This window comes from Streptomyces sp. NBC_00461, assembly GCF_036013935.1.
GTDB lineage: Bacteria > Actinomycetota > Actinomycetes > Streptomycetales > Streptomycetaceae > Streptomyces.
In genome coordinates this window covers 3,035,335-3,051,898 of sequence record NZ_CP107902.1, presented here as the reverse complement: position 1 = coordinate 3,051,898, position 16,564 = coordinate 3,035,335, and the positions used below count along the sequence as shown (strand labels likewise).

16 protein-coding genes are annotated in these 16,564 nt (G+C 70.5%); 10 read left to right on the top strand and 6 right to left on the bottom strand.

Features of this window, described 5'->3' with window-relative positions; all coding sequences use genetic code 11:
* The first annotated feature begins 23 nt into the window (after nucleotides 1-23).
* From OG870_RS14390 to yjfF, 3 genes are read left to right on the top strand one after another with little or no spacing between them, the layout of a single operon-like run.
* Nucleotides 24-1,562, top strand: a complete 1,539-nt coding sequence (locus tag OG870_RS14390) for a sugar ABC transporter ATP-binding protein (RefSeq protein WP_266584944.1) — start codon at nucleotides 24-26, stop codon at nucleotides 1,560-1,562.
* A complete protein-coding gene (locus OG870_RS14385) occupies nucleotides 1,559-2,668 on the top strand; it encodes an ABC transporter permease (RefSeq protein WP_266513665.1) in 1,110 nt (369 codons plus the stop codon). The genes OG870_RS14390 and OG870_RS14385 overlap by 4 nt, the downstream gene beginning before the upstream one ends.
* Complete coding sequence (gene yjfF / locus OG870_RS14380) at nucleotides 2,668-3,690, top strand: galactofuranose ABC transporter, permease protein YjfF (RefSeq protein WP_266584946.1); 1,023 nt, start codon at nucleotides 2,668-2,670, stop codon at nucleotides 3,688-3,690. Before OG870_RS14385 ends, yjfF begins: the two co-directional genes overlap by 1 nt.
* A 104-nt stretch (nucleotides 3,691-3,794) precedes the next feature.
* Here yjfF and OG870_RS14375 read toward each other — a convergent pair whose 3' ends face one another.
* Entirely contained in the window at nucleotides 3,795-4,241 is a 447-nt protein-coding gene (locus OG870_RS14375; RefSeq protein WP_266513660.1) for a MarR family winged helix-turn-helix transcriptional regulator, read from the bottom strand.
* Nucleotides 4,242-4,356: 115 nt separating this feature from the next.
* Between OG870_RS14375 and OG870_RS14370 the strand changes: the two genes are divergently transcribed.
* Nucleotides 4,357-5,355, top strand: a complete 999-nt coding sequence (locus tag OG870_RS14370; RefSeq protein WP_266584947.1) for an NADP-dependent oxidoreductase — start codon at nucleotides 4,357-4,359, stop codon at nucleotides 5,353-5,355.
* Nucleotides 5,356-5,460: 105 nt separating this feature from the next.
* On the top strand, nucleotides 5,461-5,895 hold the full coding sequence (locus tag OG870_RS14365) for an organic hydroperoxide resistance protein (RefSeq protein WP_266513657.1): 435 nt from the start codon (nucleotides 5,461-5,463) through the stop codon (nucleotides 5,893-5,895).
* Nucleotides 5,896-5,986: 91 nt separating this feature from the next.
* On the opposite strand, the gene OG870_RS14360 is transcribed toward OG870_RS14365, so the two are convergent.
* Entirely contained in the window at nucleotides 5,987-7,138 is a 1,152-nt protein-coding gene (locus tag OG870_RS14360; protein ID WP_266513654.1) for a serine hydrolase domain-containing protein, read from the bottom strand.
* A 271-nt stretch (nucleotides 7,139-7,409) separates the two neighbouring features.
* Between OG870_RS14360 and OG870_RS14355 the strand changes: the two genes are divergently transcribed.
* Together OG870_RS14355 and OG870_RS14350 are read left to right on the top strand one after the other, a co-directional pair.
* A complete protein-coding gene (locus OG870_RS14355) occupies nucleotides 7,410-8,273 on the top strand; it encodes a hypothetical protein (protein WP_266840580.1) in 864 nt (287 codons plus the stop codon).
* Nucleotides 8,274-8,322: 49 nt separating this feature from the next.
* Entirely contained in the window at nucleotides 8,323-9,129 is an 807-nt protein-coding gene (locus OG870_RS14350; protein WP_327690943.1) for an EI24 domain-containing protein, read from the top strand.
* Here OG870_RS14350 and OG870_RS14345 read toward each other — a convergent pair.
* The gene (locus tag OG870_RS14345) at nucleotides 9,119-10,417 is read right to left on the bottom strand and encodes a pyroglutamyl-peptidase I family protein (RefSeq protein WP_327690942.1); all 1,299 of its coding nucleotides are present in this window, start codon (nucleotides 10,415-10,417) and stop codon (nucleotides 9,119-9,121) included. The two genes, OG870_RS14350 and OG870_RS14345, sit on opposite strands and share 11 nt — an antisense overlap.
* Before the next feature lie 137 nt (nucleotides 10,418-10,554).
* Nucleotides 10,555-11,526, bottom strand: coding sequence for a LysR family transcriptional regulator (locus OG870_RS14340; RefSeq protein WP_405624176.1), 972 nt, complete (start codon nucleotides 11,524-11,526; stop codon nucleotides 10,555-10,557).
* A gap of 49 nt (nucleotides 11,527-11,575) precedes the next feature.
* Here OG870_RS14340 and OG870_RS14335 point away from each other — a divergent pair, with 49 nt between their 5' ends.
* Both OG870_RS14335 and OG870_RS14330 read left to right on the top strand, forming a co-directional pair.
* Nucleotides 11,576-11,965, top strand: coding sequence for a RidA family protein (locus OG870_RS14335; RefSeq protein ID WP_266513641.1), 390 nt, complete (start codon nucleotides 11,576-11,578; stop codon nucleotides 11,963-11,965).
* A gap of 25 nt (nucleotides 11,966-11,990) precedes the next feature.
* Nucleotides 11,991-12,329 carry a YrdB family protein gene (locus OG870_RS14330; protein WP_266513638.1) on the top strand — a complete coding sequence of 113 codons (339 nt, stop codon included), beginning with the start codon at nucleotides 11,991-11,993 and terminating at the stop codon, nucleotides 12,327-12,329.
* A gap of 17 nt (nucleotides 12,330-12,346) precedes the next feature.
* Here OG870_RS14330 and OG870_RS14325 read toward each other — a convergent pair whose 3' ends face one another.
* Nucleotides 12,347-12,925, bottom strand: coding sequence for a TetR/AcrR family transcriptional regulator (locus OG870_RS14325; protein ID WP_266840587.1), 579 nt, complete (start codon nucleotides 12,923-12,925; stop codon nucleotides 12,347-12,349).
* 139 nt (nucleotides 12,926-13,064) lie between these two features.
* On the opposite strand from OG870_RS14325, the gene OG870_RS14320 reads away from it, so the two are divergent.
* Nucleotides 13,065-15,503, top strand: a complete 2,439-nt coding sequence (locus OG870_RS14320; protein WP_266840589.1) for a beta-glucosidase family protein — start codon at nucleotides 13,065-13,067, stop codon at nucleotides 15,501-15,503.
* 77 nt (nucleotides 15,504-15,580) lie between these two features.
* On the opposite strand, the gene OG870_RS14315 is transcribed toward OG870_RS14320, so the two are convergent.
* Nucleotides 15,581-16,552 (bottom strand): aldose epimerase family protein, encoded by a 972-nt coding sequence (locus tag OG870_RS14315; protein WP_266584961.1) that lies wholly within the window; start codon nucleotides 16,550-16,552, stop codon nucleotides 15,581-15,583.
* Nucleotides 16,553-16,564 lie beyond the last annotated feature (12 nt).

Sequence of the window (16,564 nt, the reverse complement as noted above, 5' to 3'; positions counted from 1 at the left end):
CGAATCCCACGAGGAGCACTGCCATGGCAGAGCCGCGGCCCGTCCTGGAGATGACGGGCATAGTGAAGGAGTTTCCGGGGGTACGGGCTCTGTCGGGCGTCGACTTCCGGCTCTTCCCCGGCGAGATCCACGCCCTGATGGGCGAGAACGGAGCCGGGAAGTCCACTCTCATCAAGGTGCTGACGGGGGTGTACTCCCTGGACGGCGGCACGATCACCCTGGACGGCAAGTCCGTGCTGTTCGGCAGCCCGCTGCAGGCGCAGCAGGCCGGCATCAGCACCGTCTACCAGGAGGTGAACCTCTGCCCCAACCTGTCGGTGGCGGAGAACATCTTCATCGGACGCGAGCCGACCCGCATGGGCCGTATCCAGTGGAAGCGGATGCGCAAGGAGGCGGCGGAGCTGGTGGACCGGCTCGGCCTCGACATCGACGTGACCGCGCCCCTGTCCTCGTACCCGTTGGCCGTGCAGCAACTGGTCGCGATCGTGCGGTCGGTGGGCACCGGCGACAGCGACGGCCAGGGATCGGGCACCAAGGTGCTGGTCCTGGACGAGCCGACGTCCAGCCTCGACCGTGACGAGGTCCACGAGCTGTTCCGCCTGATGCGGCGGCTCAAGGACGAGGGCGTGGCGATCCTGTTCGTCTCGCACTTCCTCGACCAGATCTACGAGATCTGCGACCGGATGACCGTCCTGCGCAACGGCACGCTCGTCGGCGAGCACATGGTCAGCGACCTCGACCAGGTCGGGCTGATCCAGCTGATGATCGGCAAGGCCCTGGACCAGCTGGAGGAGCTGCACGACCAGCAGCTGCACTCGGACGTCGGCGAGACGCTGCTGAAGGCGGACGGCCTCGGCAGGAGCGGCGGCATCGCCCCCTTCGACCTGGAGATCAAGAAGGGCGAGGTGCTCGGACTCGCCGGCCTGCTGGGATCGGGCCGGACCGAACTCGCCCGGCTGCTCTTCGGCGCCGACCAGCCGGACAGCGGCAAGGTGTCCATCGGTGGCAAGCAGGTCTCGATGAGCGCCCCGAACGCCGCGATCGACGCCGGCGTGGCCTTCTGCTCCGAGAACCGCAAGACCGAGGGCCTGGTGCCCGACCTGACGGTGCGGGAGAACATCATCCTGGCCCTGCAGGCCTCACGCGGCTGGACGCGGCCCATCCCGGTATCCCAGCGCGACGAACTCGTCGCCAAGTACATCAAGGCGCTGGACATCCGGCCCGCCAACCCCGAGGCCAGGGCCGGCCAGCTCAGCGGCGGCAACCAGCAGAAGGTGCTGCTGGCCCGGTGGCTGATCACCCAGCCGAAGCTGCTGATCCTGGACGAGCCGACGCGCGGCATCGACGTCGGTGCCAAGACGGAGATCCAGAAACTCGTGGTCTCCCTCTCCGAGGACGGCATGTCCGTGCTGTACATCGCGGCCGAGCTGGAGGAGGTACTCCGGCTCAGTCACACCATCGGAGTGCTGCGCGACCGCCGGCTGGTGGCGCAGCTCGCCAACGGCCCGGAGATCACCAGCAGCCGGATCATGGAGACCATCGCGAGCGGAGAACACCAGTGAGCACCACTTCCCGATGGCGAGCACTGACACACCACCACCTGTTCTGGCCGGTCGCGGTCCTTGTCTTCCTGCTGCTCGTCAACGTGCCCTTCACCCCTGACTTCTTCTCGGTCAAGATGACGGACGGCCATCTCTACGGCAGCCTCGTCTCGATCGTGCTGTTCGGATCGCCCCTCATCCTGGTGGCGGTCGGCATGACCGTGGTCATCGCCACCGGCGGCATCGACCTCTCCGTCGGTGCCGTGGTCGCCATCACCGGGGCACTCGCCTGCTCCTACATCAGCCACCAGGCCGACCAGGGCGCCCTGTCCGGGGTGCTGCTCGCCATGGGCCTGGGCCTGCTGGCCGCGGTCGTCTGCGGCCTGTGGAACGGCTTCCTGGTCGCCAGGATGGGCATCCAGCCGATCATCGCCACGCTGATCATCATGGTCGCCGGACGCGGTGTCGCCCAGCTGATCACCGACGGCCAGATCATCACCATCGAAAGCAAGCCGTACGAGCTGATCGGCGGCGGCTACTGGCTGACGCTGCCGTTCTCCATCTTCGTGGTGGCCGTGGTCGTGGCCGTCACCGTGGCGCTGACCCGCCGCACGGCGCTCGGGCTGCTGATCGAGGCGGTCGGCGGCAATGCCGAGGCCAGCCGCCTCGTGGGGATCAGGTCCCGGCGCATCAAGATCATGGTGTACGTGTTCTGCGCGCTGTGCGCCGCCATCGCGGGCCTGATGATCAGCTCCAACACCTCGGCCGCGGACGGCAACAACGCCGGTCTGTGGATCGAACTCGACGCGATCCTCGCGGTGGTGATCGGCGGCACCTCACTGCTGGGCGGCCGGTTCTCCATCGGCGGCACGGTGGTCGGCGCCCTCGTCATCCAGACCCTGACGACCACGATCTACACCATCGGTGTGCCGACCCAGACCAACCTGGTCTTCAAGGCCGCCGTCGTCATCGTCGTCTGCCTGCTCCAGTCCCCGAAGTTCCGCGCCAAGGTCTTCGGTGCCAAGTTCGGCGCCCGGTTCGGCGCGAAGAGTGGCGCCAAGACGGCCGTGGCTTCGGCGGACACCGCCGCGGAGACCGACGCCGCTCCGAAGATGGAGGTGTCGTGATGAGCGCGACCACCCAGAGCCCCACGGCTGCGGACAGCCGTACCCCGTCCAAGGCCCAGCGTCTGCTGGGCGACCGGCGTCTGCCCGTCGCGGCGACGGCCCTGCTCTTCCTCGTGATGTACGGGGTGGGCCTGGGCCGGTACCAGTACTACGGGTTCGCCGAACCGCAGGTCTTCCTGAACCTGTTCATCGACAACAGCTATCTGCTGGTGGCCGCGGTCGGTGTCACCTTCGTCATCCTGTCCGGCGGCATCGACCTGTCCGTCGGCTCGGTGATCGGCTTCACGACCATGTTCACGGCCTGGCTGGTGGAGCGTCAGGGGGTGCCGCTGCTGCTCGTGATCCCCATGGCGCTGGTCGTGGGCGCGTTCGGTGGCTTCCTGATGGGCTACGTCATCCACAACTTCGAGATCCAGCCCTTCATCGTGACCCTCGCCGGTCTCTTCCTCTTCCGCGGCCTGTGCCTGGTCATCAGCAAGGAGTCGATCTCCATCAGTGACTCCGCGGTCAGCAGCATGGCCCAGACGCAGGTGTCGCTGGGGATGGGGTTCCTGTCGATCGGCGCGATCGTCTCGCTGGTCGTCCTCGCCGTGGCGTTCTACGTCCTGCACTACACCCGCTTCGGGCGGCGCGTGTACGCCATCGGCGGCAACGGTCAGTCGGCCCTGCTGATGGGTCTCCCGCAGGGCGGCACGACGATCGCCGTGTACACGGTGAGCGGCTTCTGCTCGGCGCTCGCCGGTCTGCTGTTCACCCTCTACATCCAGTCCGGTGACCCGCTGCACGCGACCGGCATGGAACTCGACGCAATCGCCGCGGTCGTCATCGGCGGCACGCTGCTGACGGGCGGTTCCGGCTATGTGGTGGGCACCCTGTTCGGAGTGCTGGTGCTGGGCCTGATCAAGAGCATCATCCAGTTCGAGGGCACGCTCAGCTCCTGGTGGACGAAGATCGCCACCGGCGTGCTGCTGTGCGCGTTCATCCTGGTCCAGCGCGTCATGACGGGCCGCAAGAAGACATGACGACCCGCAAGAGGAGCTGAGCCGCCCGGAACGCTCCCTGTTCGAAGAGGTCCGGCGCACACGTCCCGTGCGCCGGACCTCTCGTATGCCGGATCCTGTCGGCCTCAGTCCTCGGTCTGCTGCAGCATCCGCCGCAGCAAGCCCCTCAGTGCCATCCGTTCCTCCTTGCCGAGCCCCGCCAGCGGTTCGCGCGCGAAGCGCAGGGACTCGCGCAGGTCCTTGGCCACCCGTCGGCCCTCCTGCGTAGCCGCCGCCAGCTTCACGCGCCGGTCGGCCGGGTCGGAGCGGCGTTCCACCAGGCCACGGGACTCCAGGCGGTCGACGATGCCGGTCACATTGGACGGCTCGCACCTGAGTTTCTGGGCCAGTTTGCGCATGGGCAGCGGTTCCAGGGAGAGCAGACTCAGCAGACGGGCCTGGGCGCCGGTCAGCGAGTGCTCGGCCGCGGCGTCCTCGTAGTCCTCGTGATAGCGGGCCACGATGTCACCGATGAGCTCGACGACCTCCAGGGTCAGTTCATCGGGACGAGGGGTCTTCGGTGGTGTGGCCATGGGATCAGCGTACCCCGTTACTTGACAAGCTGAAATATTCAGGAGCATGGTTGTTTCAGGTGCTGAAGTATTCGCATCTGAAGCATTGCCCACACACGCCTGAAAGGCTCTCGTCATGATCAACCGCGAATGGCACCTGCTCAGCCGTCCCGTCGGCTGGCCGAAGCCAGAGGACTTCGCCCTGGTCGAGACCGAGGTCGGGACGCCGGGCGAGGGGCAGGTGCTGGTCCGCAACCAGTACCTCTCCGTCGACCCGTACATGCGCGGCCGCATGAGTGACGCGAAGTCGTACGTCGCGCCCTTCGAGCTCGGCAAGGTCATGCAGGGCGGCGCGGTCGGCGAGGTCATCGCCTCCAACGCCGAGGGCGTAGCCGTCGGCGACCACCTCCTGCACTTCCTCGGCTGGCGCGAGTACGCGGTCGTGGACGCGAAAACCGCCGTCAAGGTCGACCCGGAGGCCGCGCCGCTGAGCACGTACCTCGGCGTCCTCGGCATGACCGGCCTGACGGCGTACGCGGGTCTGCTGCGGGTCGGCGCGTTCAAGGAGGGCGACGCCGTCTTCGTGTCCGGCGCCGCGGGTGCCGTCGGCAGCCAGGTCGGCCAGATCGCCAGGCTCAAGGGTGCCTCGCGGGTCATCGGCTCCGCCGGCTCCGACGAGAAGGTCAAGGTCCTCATCGAGGAGTACGGCTTCGACGCCGCCTTCAACTACAAGAACGGCCCGGTCTGGGAGCAGCTCAAGGAGGCCGCCCCCGACGGCATCGACGTCTACTTCGACAACGTCGGCGGCGAGCACCTGGAGGCCGCGATCGGCGCGCTCAACCTCAAGGGGCGGGCCGTGATCTGCGGCATGATCTCGCAGTACAACTCGACCGAGCCGGCCGTCGGCCCGCGCAACATGGTCAAGATCCTGCAGAACCGCCTCCGCGTCGAGGGCGTTCTCGTCGGCGACCACTACGACCTGCAGCCCGAGTTCGTGCGGGAGGTCGGCCCCTGGGTCGCCTCGGGGCAGCTCAAGTACCGCGAGACCGTCGCCGAGGGCATCGAGAACAACCTGGAGGCCTTCCTCGGCGTCCTGCGCGGTGACAACACCGGGAAGATGATCGTCAAGCTCTGACGACTCCAGGTCTGTCGCCGGCTTTCCGGTATGCGATAACTTCTTTCCGAAACCGCCGTCGATCGTGGGCGCGAGTCGCGGCGGACCGAGGAGGAAGACAACCGCATGTCCATCCAGCAGACCGGCATCCAGCAGACCGACGTCCTGTACACGGCCGTCGCCACCGCACACAACGGTCGCGACGGCCGGGTCGCCACCGACGACGGCAAGCTCGACGTCGTCGTCAACCCGCCCAAGGAATTGGGCGGCAACGGCGCCGGCACCAACCCGGAGCAGCTGTTCGCGGCCGGTTACAGCGCCTGCTTCCAGGGCGCGCTGGGCGTCGTCGCCCGCCAGGAGAAGGCCGACATCACCGGTGCGACGGTCACCGCGAAGGTCGGCCTCGGCAAGAACGACGACGGCTTCGGCATCATCGTCGAAATCTCCGCCGAGATCCCGAACGTCGACACGGAGACCGCGAAGGGCCTCCTGAAGAAGGCCCACCAGGTCTGCCCGTACTCGAAGGCGACCCGCGGCAACATCACCGTGACGCTTGTCTGACGCGCTCGTTGCGTACGCGAGAGGCCGCACCCTTGGACGTGGGGTGCGGCCTCTTGTCGTTCTTCGAGCGGTACGTCGGCCGGTCCGGTGCTCAGACGGCCAGCGCCGCCGTGTGCACGGCCCTCACCAGCCGTGCGTTCTCCGGGGCCGCGCCGCCCGGGAAGGCGCAACGGCGGCGGGTGTAGCCGTAGGCCAGTCCACTGCGAGGGTCCGCGAACGCCTGTGAGCCGGCCGCACCGCTGTGACCGAACGCGCCCGCGCCCAGGAACGGATGCCAGGCATCCGCCGTCGCCTGGAAGCCGAGGCCGAAGGCACTGTGCATGCGGGCCACCAGGTCGTAGCCGACGGAGTGGACCTGGCCGACCTCGGCGACGGTGTCCGGCTTCAGCAGGGGCGGCCGCCCGGCCACCTCGCTGATCGCCGCCGCGTACATCCCGGCCAGGCCGCGCGCGGCGGCCACCCCGCCCGCCGACGCCGGGCCCTTGGCGCGCACGGTGCGGGAGTTGGCGTAGTCCATCAGGTCCCCCGGCTCGGGCACATGCGTGTTGAGCGCGATCGAGGCGAGCGTGTGCGGGCCCCTCGGCGTCGCGTCCAGCGCGGCCTGCTGCCTCGGCGTCGGAGCCATCGGCTGCACCGACCGGAAGCGGGGCTCCAGCGCCTCGGGCAGCCCCAGGAAGAAGTCCAGCCCGTACGGCACCCGTACCCGCTCCTCGTACACCTCCTGGAGGGTGTGGCCGGTGGCCCGGCGTACCACCTCACCGGTGAGCGCGCCGATGACGAGCGCGTGGTAGCCGAAGGCCGTGCCCGGACGCCAGAACGGCCGCTGGTCGGCGAGCCGTTCGGCGATCACACGGTCGTCGGCCAGCTCGCCCCTGGTGAACCCGGCGTCGAGCCCGACCAGCCCGGCGCGGTGCGCGAGCAGGTCCCGCAGCGTCAGCGCCGCCTTGCCCTCGACCCCGAACTCCGGCCAGTAGTAGGTCACTTTGCGGTCCAGTTCGAGCGTGCCGTCCTGCACGAGGAGCGCGACGACCAGGTGCGCGGCGCCCTTGGTCGACGAGAAGACCCCGTACAGCGACTCGGCGTCGTTGCCGTCACCGGCCCACAGGTCGACGACCCTCCGGCCGTGCACGTACGCGCACAACTGTCCCTCGTAGTCGGCCAGTTCCCCCGCCACCAACGCGGCGAACTCCTCACGCACCGCCTCGAACCCGTCCGCGACGGTGCCGTGGATCTCTCGCGTCATCCGGTCTCCTCGGTCTCAGCCTCTGCTCGCGTGTGCCATGGTGATCAACGCCCGCCCGACCTGGGCGAATTCCCCCTTCGCGTGGTCCGGGCCCTCCGGAGCTTCCTGAGATCGGTACGGCGAGATGTGCCTGTTCGACTCAACAGCAACAAGAGGGAGTTCGCGTCGCGGATACCCCGGATGGCGCATCACACGTCGCCGGATGGGGGCATGCTGAGGACGACCGCCGCAGCCGAACCGCCCGACCCGGGCCCCAGGCCGAGGAGAGTCCATGGCTACGATCCCCTCGCTCCCCAGCAGGGACGACATGCTGAGCATGGCCCGCAACACGACCGACATCACCGGCCAGCTGCTGGACACGGCCGGGAACATCACCAGAATCGCGATCAACACCTTCGACCCACGGGACGGTTCGGGTGCCGAGGTGCTGCGCGTGCTGCGCGAGACCACCGCGGAACTGGCCGAGGCGAGTGCGTCGCCGCAGGCGCAGGAGGCCTTCTACCGGATCGTCGACACACTGACCCGCCTCGGGACGAGCGGGGCGCCGCTTGCCGTGCACCCGGTGAGCGAGCCGGCGCAGGCGCTGCTGACGGCGCTCGGTGACAGCCTGCTGCCCGTGCTGGACGCGGTCGAGCCGGCCGTCGAGGAGTTCGCTGACGCCCTCGGTGACCTGGTCGAGACGACGTCCCCGCTGCTGCCCGCGGTGGCGGGCATGGCCGCGGGGGTGCTGCTCGCGGTGACCCCGGTGCTGCGCGCCGCGGCCGACGTACTGCGCGAGTCCTCGCCTGAACTCCGGCGCGTCGCCGACGCGTTGACCGCGGCCCTGGCCCCGCTGATGCCACTCCAGGTCGCCCTCGCCGAACGCGCCGCGGCCGCCGGAGCCGGGGTCGTCCGGGCGACGTTGCCACCCCTGGCCGACCTCACGGAGGCAGCGGCGGCGACTACGAAGGCGGCCCGGCCGGTACTGATCGCCGGGGAGGAACTCCTGGTGTCCGGCCTGGAGCAACTCCAGCCCCTGTTGCTGGCGGCGGCCTCCCGGGCGGGGCGCGTGGCAAGGGCAGCGGCGGTACGGGTGACCGCGGCGGTCGCGCCGACGGCGGAGCGGGGAGTCGTGGTCGCCGTCTCGACCCCGTGAGCCCGCAGCCCGGACAGGCGCCCCACCCCCTGCCCGATAAAGTTCCCCCATGCGCGATCTTGGGGTGGGCTTTACCTATCTGCTCAAGGGCCAACGCTGGGCGGCCCGGCACCGCAGGCAATACGGCTTCGGGCTGCTACCAGGGCTGATAACCCTCGTTCTCTACCTGGCGGCACTCATCGCGCTGGCCCTGTGGGGCGAGGGCTTCGTCGCCTGGTCGACCCCCTTCGCCGATGACTGGACGAGCCCCTGGCAGGGTCTCTTCCGTGGCTTCCTCACCGCCGTGCTCGTCGCCCTCGCCCTCCTCCTCGCCGTCCTCACCTTCACCGCGGTCACGCTGCTCATAGGGCAGCCCTTCTACGAGAACCTCTCCGAGAAGGTCGACCGTGACGTCTCCCCGGACGGCACCGCGCCGGAGTCCGGCCTGCCGCTGTGGCGCGAGTTGTGGATCTCGGCCAGGGACAGCCTCCGGATCGTCGTGCGCGCCGTGCTCTGGGGCGTCCTGCTCTTCGCCCTCGGCTTCATCCCGTTCGTCGGACAGACCGCCGTCCCGGTGATCGGCTTCTTCGTCACCGGCTTCTTCCTCACCGAGGAACTCGCCGCGGTCGCCCTCCAGCGCCGCGGCGTCGACCTGCCCGCCCGCCTCGCCCTCCTGCGCTCCCGCAAGACCCTGGTCTGGGGCTTCGGCACGCCCCTGGGCCTGGCCTTCCTGGTCCCGTTCGTCGCCGTCTTCCTGATGCCGGGCGCGGTCGCGGGCGCGACGCTGCTGGCGCGGGACCTGCTGGGCGAGGAGACCGACGAGGACCGTGCCGACGGGGAGGCGGAGGAGTCCGAGGACGAGGACGTCACCTCCTGAGCGGTGCGGCCGCCTCGATCGCCGTCCGCAGGATCGCCCGCATCTGCTCGATGATGTCCCGCCGGTTCTGAAGGAACTCCGGGTCCGTGACCGTCCCGGTCGAGGGATCGGTGTTGCCGGTCCCGAACTGCAGGACCGGCGTGTGCACATGGCCGCCCGGCACGGTGTCGTGCAGCCCGAGCCGGTCCCGCAGCAGCGTCGCCCGGTAGGCGATCTCGTTGGAGAGGTAGTCGCCGCCGCCTCCGGCCCGCGCGGTCGAACCGGGGGTCGGTCCGTTCGGCCGTACGACCGGATCGGTGCCGCCCGCCGGTATCTCGGTCACCTCCGTGTGGTCGTACACCGGGAACCGGCCTGTCCTCGCGGCCACGATCTCCTTGTACGGCAGGGTCGTCGACGTCCACTGCGGCTGCGAGGCGGGATCGGTGACCGGGACGGTCTCCGTCCTGCTGACGTTGTCGTTGTCCGGGAAGCCGCCGCGCCAGGCCCCGTTGGTCCGCTCCACGTCGAACCGCCCGACCCGCCCCTGGCTCACGGTGGTGAACAGATCCACCTGCTTCATATACGGCCGCAGCGTGCGCTCCACCGTGCCCTCGGCGAAGTCCCGCCAGCGCACCGGGAACACCACGGTCTCGACCCGCGCCGGCCCGTCCGCCGTCTCGATCACCGTGCCGTCGAGGGCGAGCGCGGTGGCCCCGGAGGGGTTGGAGATCCGGATGTCCCGGTCCAGTGTGAACGGATCGAAGCCGGTGACCAGAACGCGCCCGGTCTTCCTGCCGTGCGGGTGGCGGACGTCGGTCTGTCCACGAGAGGTGCGCTCCAACGCATCGATGAGCGCGGCCCGTTGCTTCGGAGCCAGTTTGAACCCCGGCTCCCAGGTACGCACTTCCCGCGTCATCGCGAGCCGGGCCCAGTACAGCGGCCGGTCGTCGTCCCGGGCCAGATCCCCACCCGCAGGGCCGCGCCCCTGCGCCCGGTCCACGGCCCGCCGCCACAGCGCCGACCCCTCGTGCACGAGGACCCGCCGAGCCGCCGCGTACGAGTGCGCCTTGTCCAACCGCCGGGCCAGCCGCGGCGCCACCGCATCGAACCCGGACCGCTCCAGGATCTCCCGCGGCACGGCCTTGTCGAGCCGCTGTTCCTCGACCGTGGGGGAGGCGGTCGCATCGGCCGTCGCAGCCGCAGCCGCAGTCGCGCTTGCACTCGCGGTCGCCGTGGCGGGGGCGGTCAGCCCTGCCGCCAGAGCAAGTCCGAGAACACCGATCCGAACACGAACAGGCAGGGAATTCACGGCAGTTCAGGTCCTTCCGTCGCTGTGGGGAAGCGTGCTGCGGGACGCCCGCAGTATCGCGTGACGGAAGTGGTCCACGCCATGGTGCCGGTGTGACAGGTGTGCATCCCCCGCATCCTCGGCGCGAGGACGCGCACCTAACCGGGGATGCGGGCGACCGCCTCCCGGAGCGCCAGGACGAACGCCCCCGCAGCTGGTGCCGGTGACCGGCCCCGTGCCGTCGCCGCGTACACCGCCCGCGCCGGAGCGCTCTCGTCCAGTACCGGCAGCAGCGCGATGTCGGGTCGCACGGACTCGGCGGCCAGGGCCGGGACCAGAGCGACTCCGAGGCCTGCGGCGACGTACCCCTGTTTGGCGGTCCACTCGCCCACGACGTGCGCCACACGCGGGCGGAAACCCTGGCGCAGGGCCGCGTCCAGAAGGGTGCCCTCGGGGCGGGAGCTGCCGGAGATCCAGTCGGCGTCGGCGAGTTGACCGAGTCGCACCGGGCCGCGCGGGACGGCCAGCGGATGGTCGGCGGGGACGGCGACGTACAGCGACTCGTCGAGGAGGTGGTGGAGGTCGTACGACTCCAGGGGCGCGCCGGCGGTCGTCGAGACGACCGCCAGATCGAGATGGCCCGAGGACAGCCGGTCCAGGAGCCGGGGCGTCAGACCCTCCTCGCGGGAGAGCCGGACGCCGGGGTGGCGGGTGCGGAACGCGGCCAGGGCGTGCGGCACCAGCGCCGCATCGGCCGTGGGGAACGCCCCGAAGCGCAGCCGCCCGCCGGCCACTTGGTGCAGCGCCGTCAGTTCGCGCGCGGCGCCGTGCAGCGTCTCCGCGACGCTCTCCGCGTACGGGACGAGCACCCGGCCGGCCTCCGTGAGCCGTACACCGCGCGGCAGCCGGTCGAAGAGCGGGGCCCCGCCCAGCGCGGCCTCCAGGGAGGAGATCTGCCGTGACACCGCCGACTGCGTCCACCCGAGCCTCCGCGCGGCCACGGTGAACGAACCGTGCCGCGCGACCGCCAGGAACGCACGCAGCCAGACGGTGGAGACGTCGGGCACGTCCACCGCGGGAGACGAGGGACCCCCGGCCTGCCCGGGATGCTGTTTCGGCATGGCAGCCATGCTAGACATTCGCTTGTCGCATCACGGAGGCGCGCCTAGCGTCGAGTTCATGAAGGTCACCCTGGACAGCCCGGCCGACGCCCCGCAGCCCGCCAGCCCCTACTACTCCCAGGTCGCCCGCGTCGAACACCCCGACGGCAGCGCCCTGTTGTTCGTCTCCGGCCAGATCGCCGAGGGCGACACCCTCGCCGAGCAGACGCGCGGCATCTTCGAGGGACTCGACGCCCTGCTGCGGGCCCACGGCGCGACCCTGGCCGACGTCATCAACGTCCGCTCGTATCTGACCGACCTCGACGAGCTGCCGGAATACGGTGCCGTACGACGGGAGTTCCTCACCGGGACCCCGCCGACGAGCATGACCTTCGAGGTCTCGCGGCTCTTCAGGCCCGAGGCGCGGATCGAGATAGAGATCGTCGCCGCGGTGCCCGTGCCGGAGTGATCCCTTCCGGGCGATACTGCCGCCCATGAAGGCAGTCAAGGCAGTCAACCTGGGCGTTCTGTTCCTCATCGAACTCGGCGCGCTCGCGGCCGTGGGCTACTGGGGATTCACCCGGGGCGTGTCGACGCCGCTCGCCTGGCTGCTGGGCCTCGGAGCCCCGGCCGTGCTGATCGCGCTGTGGGCTCTGTTCGGCTCGCAGAAGGCGTCGTACAAGACGCGTGGCGCGGTCCGCGTCTGCTTCGAACTGCTCTGGTTCGGGGCCGGCGTGGCCGCGCTGATCGTCGCCGGAGCCGTGGCCTGGGCCATCGCCTTCGCCGCCGTGTGCGCGGGGAGCAAGACGCTGGCCGTCATCTGGCGCCAGTAGCAGGGGAGTTCGGGAGTTCAGGCCTCTTCGCCGAGCAGTGCGACGAAGTCCCGGAACGCGCCCGGCATGTCCACCGACTCCGGGTCCAGCAGCCACTGGTACTGCAGGCCGTCCATCACGGCGACGAGGAGCGGGGCCGTCCGCTCGGGGGTCAGGCCGTTCGGCAGGCGGTCGCCGTACTCGGTGCGCAGGACCGCCGCCATGCTCTCCCGCACCTGCCGATAGCGGTCGGTGAAGTACGCCCGCGCCGGATGCCCCTCCGTGACGCTCTCGCCCAGCAGAGCCGAGAAGGTCTGGATGATGCCGGGCCGCATCGCGTTGTACTCGACGAGCGAGGCCAGCAGGTCCATCCGCGACTGGGTTGCCGGCATCGCGTCCCACTGGTCCCGGTCCTTCAGTACCGCGACGAGCAGCGCGTCCTTCGTCGGGAAGTGGTGCAGCAGCCCCTGCTGGGTGAGGCCGACGCGCTCCGCCACCGCGGCCAGGCTCGCACCCCGGTACCCGCGCTCCGCGATCACTTCGAGCGCCGCCCGCACGATCTCCGCGCGCCGCTCCTCGCTCCTGACCCTGCCGTTCATGGCGTCACCGTACGGCATCCCCCTCCCCGTTATGTTACGGCCCGATAACGAAACCTACCGCGTTACAGGTAGCAGGTGCACGATGGGTTCCCGGACGCCGTGGACGGCATGAACGGCATGGACGCCGTGGCGGCACGACCCGATGAGGAGGCACCCGATGGCGGGAACCCCTGGAACCTCTCCGGCCGACCAGGCGCGCGAGGCCGCCGTGGAGGCGGCGCTCGGCAAGCTGGACCTGGACGCCAAGGCCCGGCTGCTGTCCGGGCAGGACGTCTGGTCCCTGCCCGCCCTGCCGGAGATCGGCCTGAGGTCCCTCGTGATGTCCGACGGGCCCATCGGGGTGCGGGGTGTCCGATGGGGCGCCGACGATCCCTCCATCGCCCTGCCCTCCCCGACCGCGCTGGCCGCCACCTGGGACCCGGAGCTGGCCCGCCGCGCGGGTGTCCTGCTCGCCCAGGAGGCCCGCCGCAAGGGCGTGCACGTGCTGCTCGCCCCGACCGTCAACCTCCACCGCTCGCCGCTGGGCGGGCGTCACTTCGAGGCCTACAGCGAGGACCCGTACCTGACCGGCGCGATCGGCGCCGGCTATGTGAGCGGCGTCCAGTCCGGCGGCGTCGGCACCACCGTCAAGCACTTCGTCGCCAACGACGCCGAGACCGACCGCCTCACCGTCAACAACCTGGTCGGCGAACGCGCCCTGCGCGAGCTGTACCTGGCCCCCTTCGAGATGATCGTCGAGAACGCCCGTCCCTGGGGCATCATGACCGCCTACAACACGGTCAACGGCACGACGATGACCGAGCACCACCACCTGGTCAACGAGGTCCTGCGCGGCGAGTGGGGCTTCGACGGCTACAACGTCTCCGACTGGACGGCCGCCCGTTCGACGGTCGCGGACATCGAGGGCGGCCTCGACGTGGCCATGCCCGGCCCGCAGACCGTATACGGCGCACCACTCGCCCAGGCGGTGCGGGACGGCAGGGTCGAGGAGACGACGGTCGACACGGCCGTACGCAACGTGCTGCGGCTCGCCGCCCGCGTCGGCGCCCTGGAGAGCGCCGAGCCCGCCGTGACCGAGCCGCCCCGGACCGTCGACGGCGAGGCGCTGGCCCGTGAGATCGCCCGCCGCGCCTTCGTCCTCGTGCGGAACGAGAACAACGCCCTGCCCCTGAAGCCGGGCACGGTCGCCCTCATCGGCGCCGCCGCCCGCGAGGCCCGTGTCCTGGGCGGCGGATCGGCCACCGTCTTCCCGTCCCGGATCGTCTCCCCGCTCGACGGCCTCACCGCCGCCCTCCCCGAAGGCCGCCTCAGCTACGCCGTCGGCGCCGACCCCGACACCGAACTCGCCGTCGCCGACAAGGGGTTCGAGCTGCGCGCGGTGTGCCGGGACGCGGACTGCACCGTCATCGGCACCCGCGGCGCTTCGGGCGGCCAGATCCAGTGGACGGATTCGGACTTCCCCGACGGGGTCACGCACACCAACCTCCACACCATCGAGCTGACCGGCACCTTCACCCCCAGCGCCGCCGGCACGCACACCTTCGGCATCAAGGGCACCGGCTCCTTCACCCTCACCGTCGACGGCACGACGCACTACGACGACATCCAGCGCCCCGCCGACGACCCCTTCGACGCGTTCTTCGGCGGACCGGCGCCCCACGCCCAGCCCGAACTGACCGCGGGCGAACCGGTCGAGGTGTCCCTCACCCACGTCGTCGACCTCCCCGAGGATGCCCCTTTCAAGGTCGTCACCTTCGCCCTCGCCCACCAGGAGCCGCAGCGCGACGCCGACGAGCTGATCGCCGAAGCCGTCGAGGCCGCCCGCGGCGCCGACACGGCCGTCGTCGTGGTCGCCACCACCGAGCGCGTGGAGTCGGAGGGCTTCGACCGCAAGAACCTCGACCTGCCCGGCCGCCAGGACGAACTGGTCCGCGCGGTCGCCGCCGCCAACCCGAACACCGTCGTCGTCGTCAACTCCGGCTCCCCGGTCGAGCTTCCGTGGCGGGACGAGGTCGCCGCCGTCCTGCTCAGCTGGTTCCCCGGCCAGGAAGGCGGCGCGGCCCTCGCGGACGTCCTCACGGGCGCGTACGAACCGGGCGGCCGACTGCCCACCACCTGGGGCTCCCTGGCCGACGCCCCGGTCACCCAGGTGGTGCCGGAGGACGGCGAACTCCCTTACACCGAGGACCTCTTCATCGGATACCGCGCCTGGGAGAAGGCGGGCCGGACCCCCTCGTACCCCTTCGGCCACGGCCTCGGCTACACCGACTGGACGTACGAGTCCGTCGAGATCGACGGCACCACCGCCAAGGTCCGCGTCCGCAACTCCGGTCAACGCGCGGGCCGCGAGGTCGTCCAGGTCTATCTGGCCCGGAGCGAGGCCGGCCCCGACCGCCCTGCGCGCTGGCTCGCGGGCTTCGCGGCCGTCGAGGCGGGCCCGGGCGAGAGCGCCGAAGCGGTCGTCGAACTCCCGCGCCGCGCCTTCGAGGTGTGGGACGAGGCGACCGACTCGTGGTCGCTTGTGAAGGGTTCGTACGAGATCCAGGTGAGCCGCTCGATCACGGACCGCCGCCTCACCGCGACGATTAACGTCTGACCCGGGACGAGTCTCCCCACGAACAGCCCCGGCCCGGGACCTGACCCCTGGGCCGGGGCTCGCGCGTTCACCGGTGGCTAACGCGCGCCGAACCCGTAGGCCGTCTCCGACCGGTACACCCCGCCCGGCCGCAGCACCGTGCCCGGGAACTCCGGCCGGTTCGGGGAGTCGGGGAAGTGCTGGGTCTCCAGCGCGATGCCGTCGCCGGGGGAGAAGGGGGCGGACAGGTGGTCGGCGGTGTAGAGCTGGATGCCGGGTTCCGTGGTCGCCACGGTCAGGACCCGCCCGGACGCGGGGTCGTACAGCTCCGCGACCTCCCGGGCGGCCTCGGTCACCCCGCCGTCGAGCACGAAGTTGTGGTCGTACCCGGAACCGACCTTCCGCGCCTCACGGAAGTCGAAGCGCGTGCCCGCCACGTCTTCCAGGTCGCCGGTCGGGATCAGGTCGTCGTCGACCGGGGTGAACCGGGAGGCCGCGATCCGCAGTTCGTGGCCGCCGGCATTGCCCGAGCCGCCCAGGTGGAAGTAGCTGTGGTTCGTCAGGTTCACCACGGTCGGTGCGTCCGTCACCGCCTCGTAGGCGATCCGCAGGGCGCCCGAGGCGTCGAGCGTGTACGTCACGGTGACCTCGAGCCGCCCCGGGAAGCCCTCCTCGCCGTGCGGGCTGACACGGCTGAGACGCAGTCCGTGCTCGACCGGCGCGACGTCCCACACCCGCTTGTCGAAGCCCTGCCCGCCGCCGTGCAGGGAACTCGGCGCGTTGTTCGGCTCCAGGGCGTACGTCACTCCGTCGAGCGGGAAGCGGGCGCCCGCGATCCGGTTGGCGTACCGCCCGATCAGTGCGCCAAGAAACGGCTCGGGGTGCTTGAGGTAGCCGTCCAGATCCGCGAACCCCAACACCACGTTCCCGGCCCGGCCGTCCCGGTCCGGAGTCTCCACCGACTGCACGATCCCGCCGTACGACAGGATCCGTACCCGTACGCCCGCCCGCTGGAGGGTCCAGCGGTGGACCGGGGTGCCGTCGGGAAGTGTGCCGAAGAGTTCGTTCATGTGCGGAATTTT

What these genes read in the sequence shown, in the direction of transcription:
- OG870_RS14340 (WP_405624176.1), bottom strand. Translation starts at nt 11,526, where the DNA reads ATGGCTGCCATGCCGAAACAGCATCCCGGGCAGGCCGGGGGTCCCTCG.
- yjfF (WP_266584946.1), top strand. Translation starts at nt 2,668, where the DNA reads ATGAGCGCGACCACCCAGAGCCCCACGGCTGCGGACAGCCGTACCCCG.
- OG870_RS14365 (WP_266513657.1), top strand. Translation starts at nt 5,461, where the DNA reads ATGTCCATCCAGCAGACCGGCATCCAGCAGACCGACGTCCTGTACACG.
- OG870_RS14335 (WP_266513641.1), top strand. Translation starts at nt 11,576, where the DNA reads ATGAAGGTCACCCTGGACAGCCCGGCCGACGCCCCGCAGCCCGCCAGC.
- OG870_RS14325 (WP_266840587.1), bottom strand. Translation starts at nt 12,925, where the DNA reads ATGCCGTACGGTGACGCCATGAACGGCAGGGTCAGGAGCGAGGAGCGG.
- OG870_RS14360 (WP_266513654.1), bottom strand. Translation starts at nt 7,138, where the DNA reads ATGACGCGAGAGATCCACGGCACCGTCGCGGACGGGTTCGAGGCGGTG.
- OG870_RS14390 (WP_266584944.1), top strand. Translation starts at nt 24, where the DNA reads ATGGCAGAGCCGCGGCCCGTCCTGGAGATGACGGGCATAGTGAAGGAG.
- OG870_RS14375 (WP_266513660.1), bottom strand. Translation starts at nt 4,241, where the DNA reads ATGGCCACACCACCGAAGACCCCTCGTCCCGATGAACTGACCCTGGAG.
- OG870_RS14330 (WP_266513638.1), top strand. Translation starts at nt 11,991, where the DNA reads ATGAAGGCAGTCAAGGCAGTCAACCTGGGCGTTCTGTTCCTCATCGAA.
- OG870_RS14315 (WP_266584961.1), bottom strand. Translation starts at nt 16,552, where the DNA reads ATGAACGAACTCTTCGGCACACTTCCCGACGGCACCCCGGTCCACCGC.
- OG870_RS14355 (WP_266840580.1), top strand. Translation starts at nt 7,410, where the DNA reads ATGGCTACGATCCCCTCGCTCCCCAGCAGGGACGACATGCTGAGCATG.
- OG870_RS14370 (WP_266584947.1), top strand. Translation starts at nt 4,357, where the DNA reads ATGATCAACCGCGAATGGCACCTGCTCAGCCGTCCCGTCGGCTGGCCG.
- OG870_RS14350 (WP_327690943.1), top strand. Translation starts at nt 8,323, where the DNA reads ATGCGCGATCTTGGGGTGGGCTTTACCTATCTGCTCAAGGGCCAACGC.
- OG870_RS14320 (WP_266840589.1), top strand. Translation starts at nt 13,065, where the DNA reads ATGGCGGGAACCCCTGGAACCTCTCCGGCCGACCAGGCGCGCGAGGCC.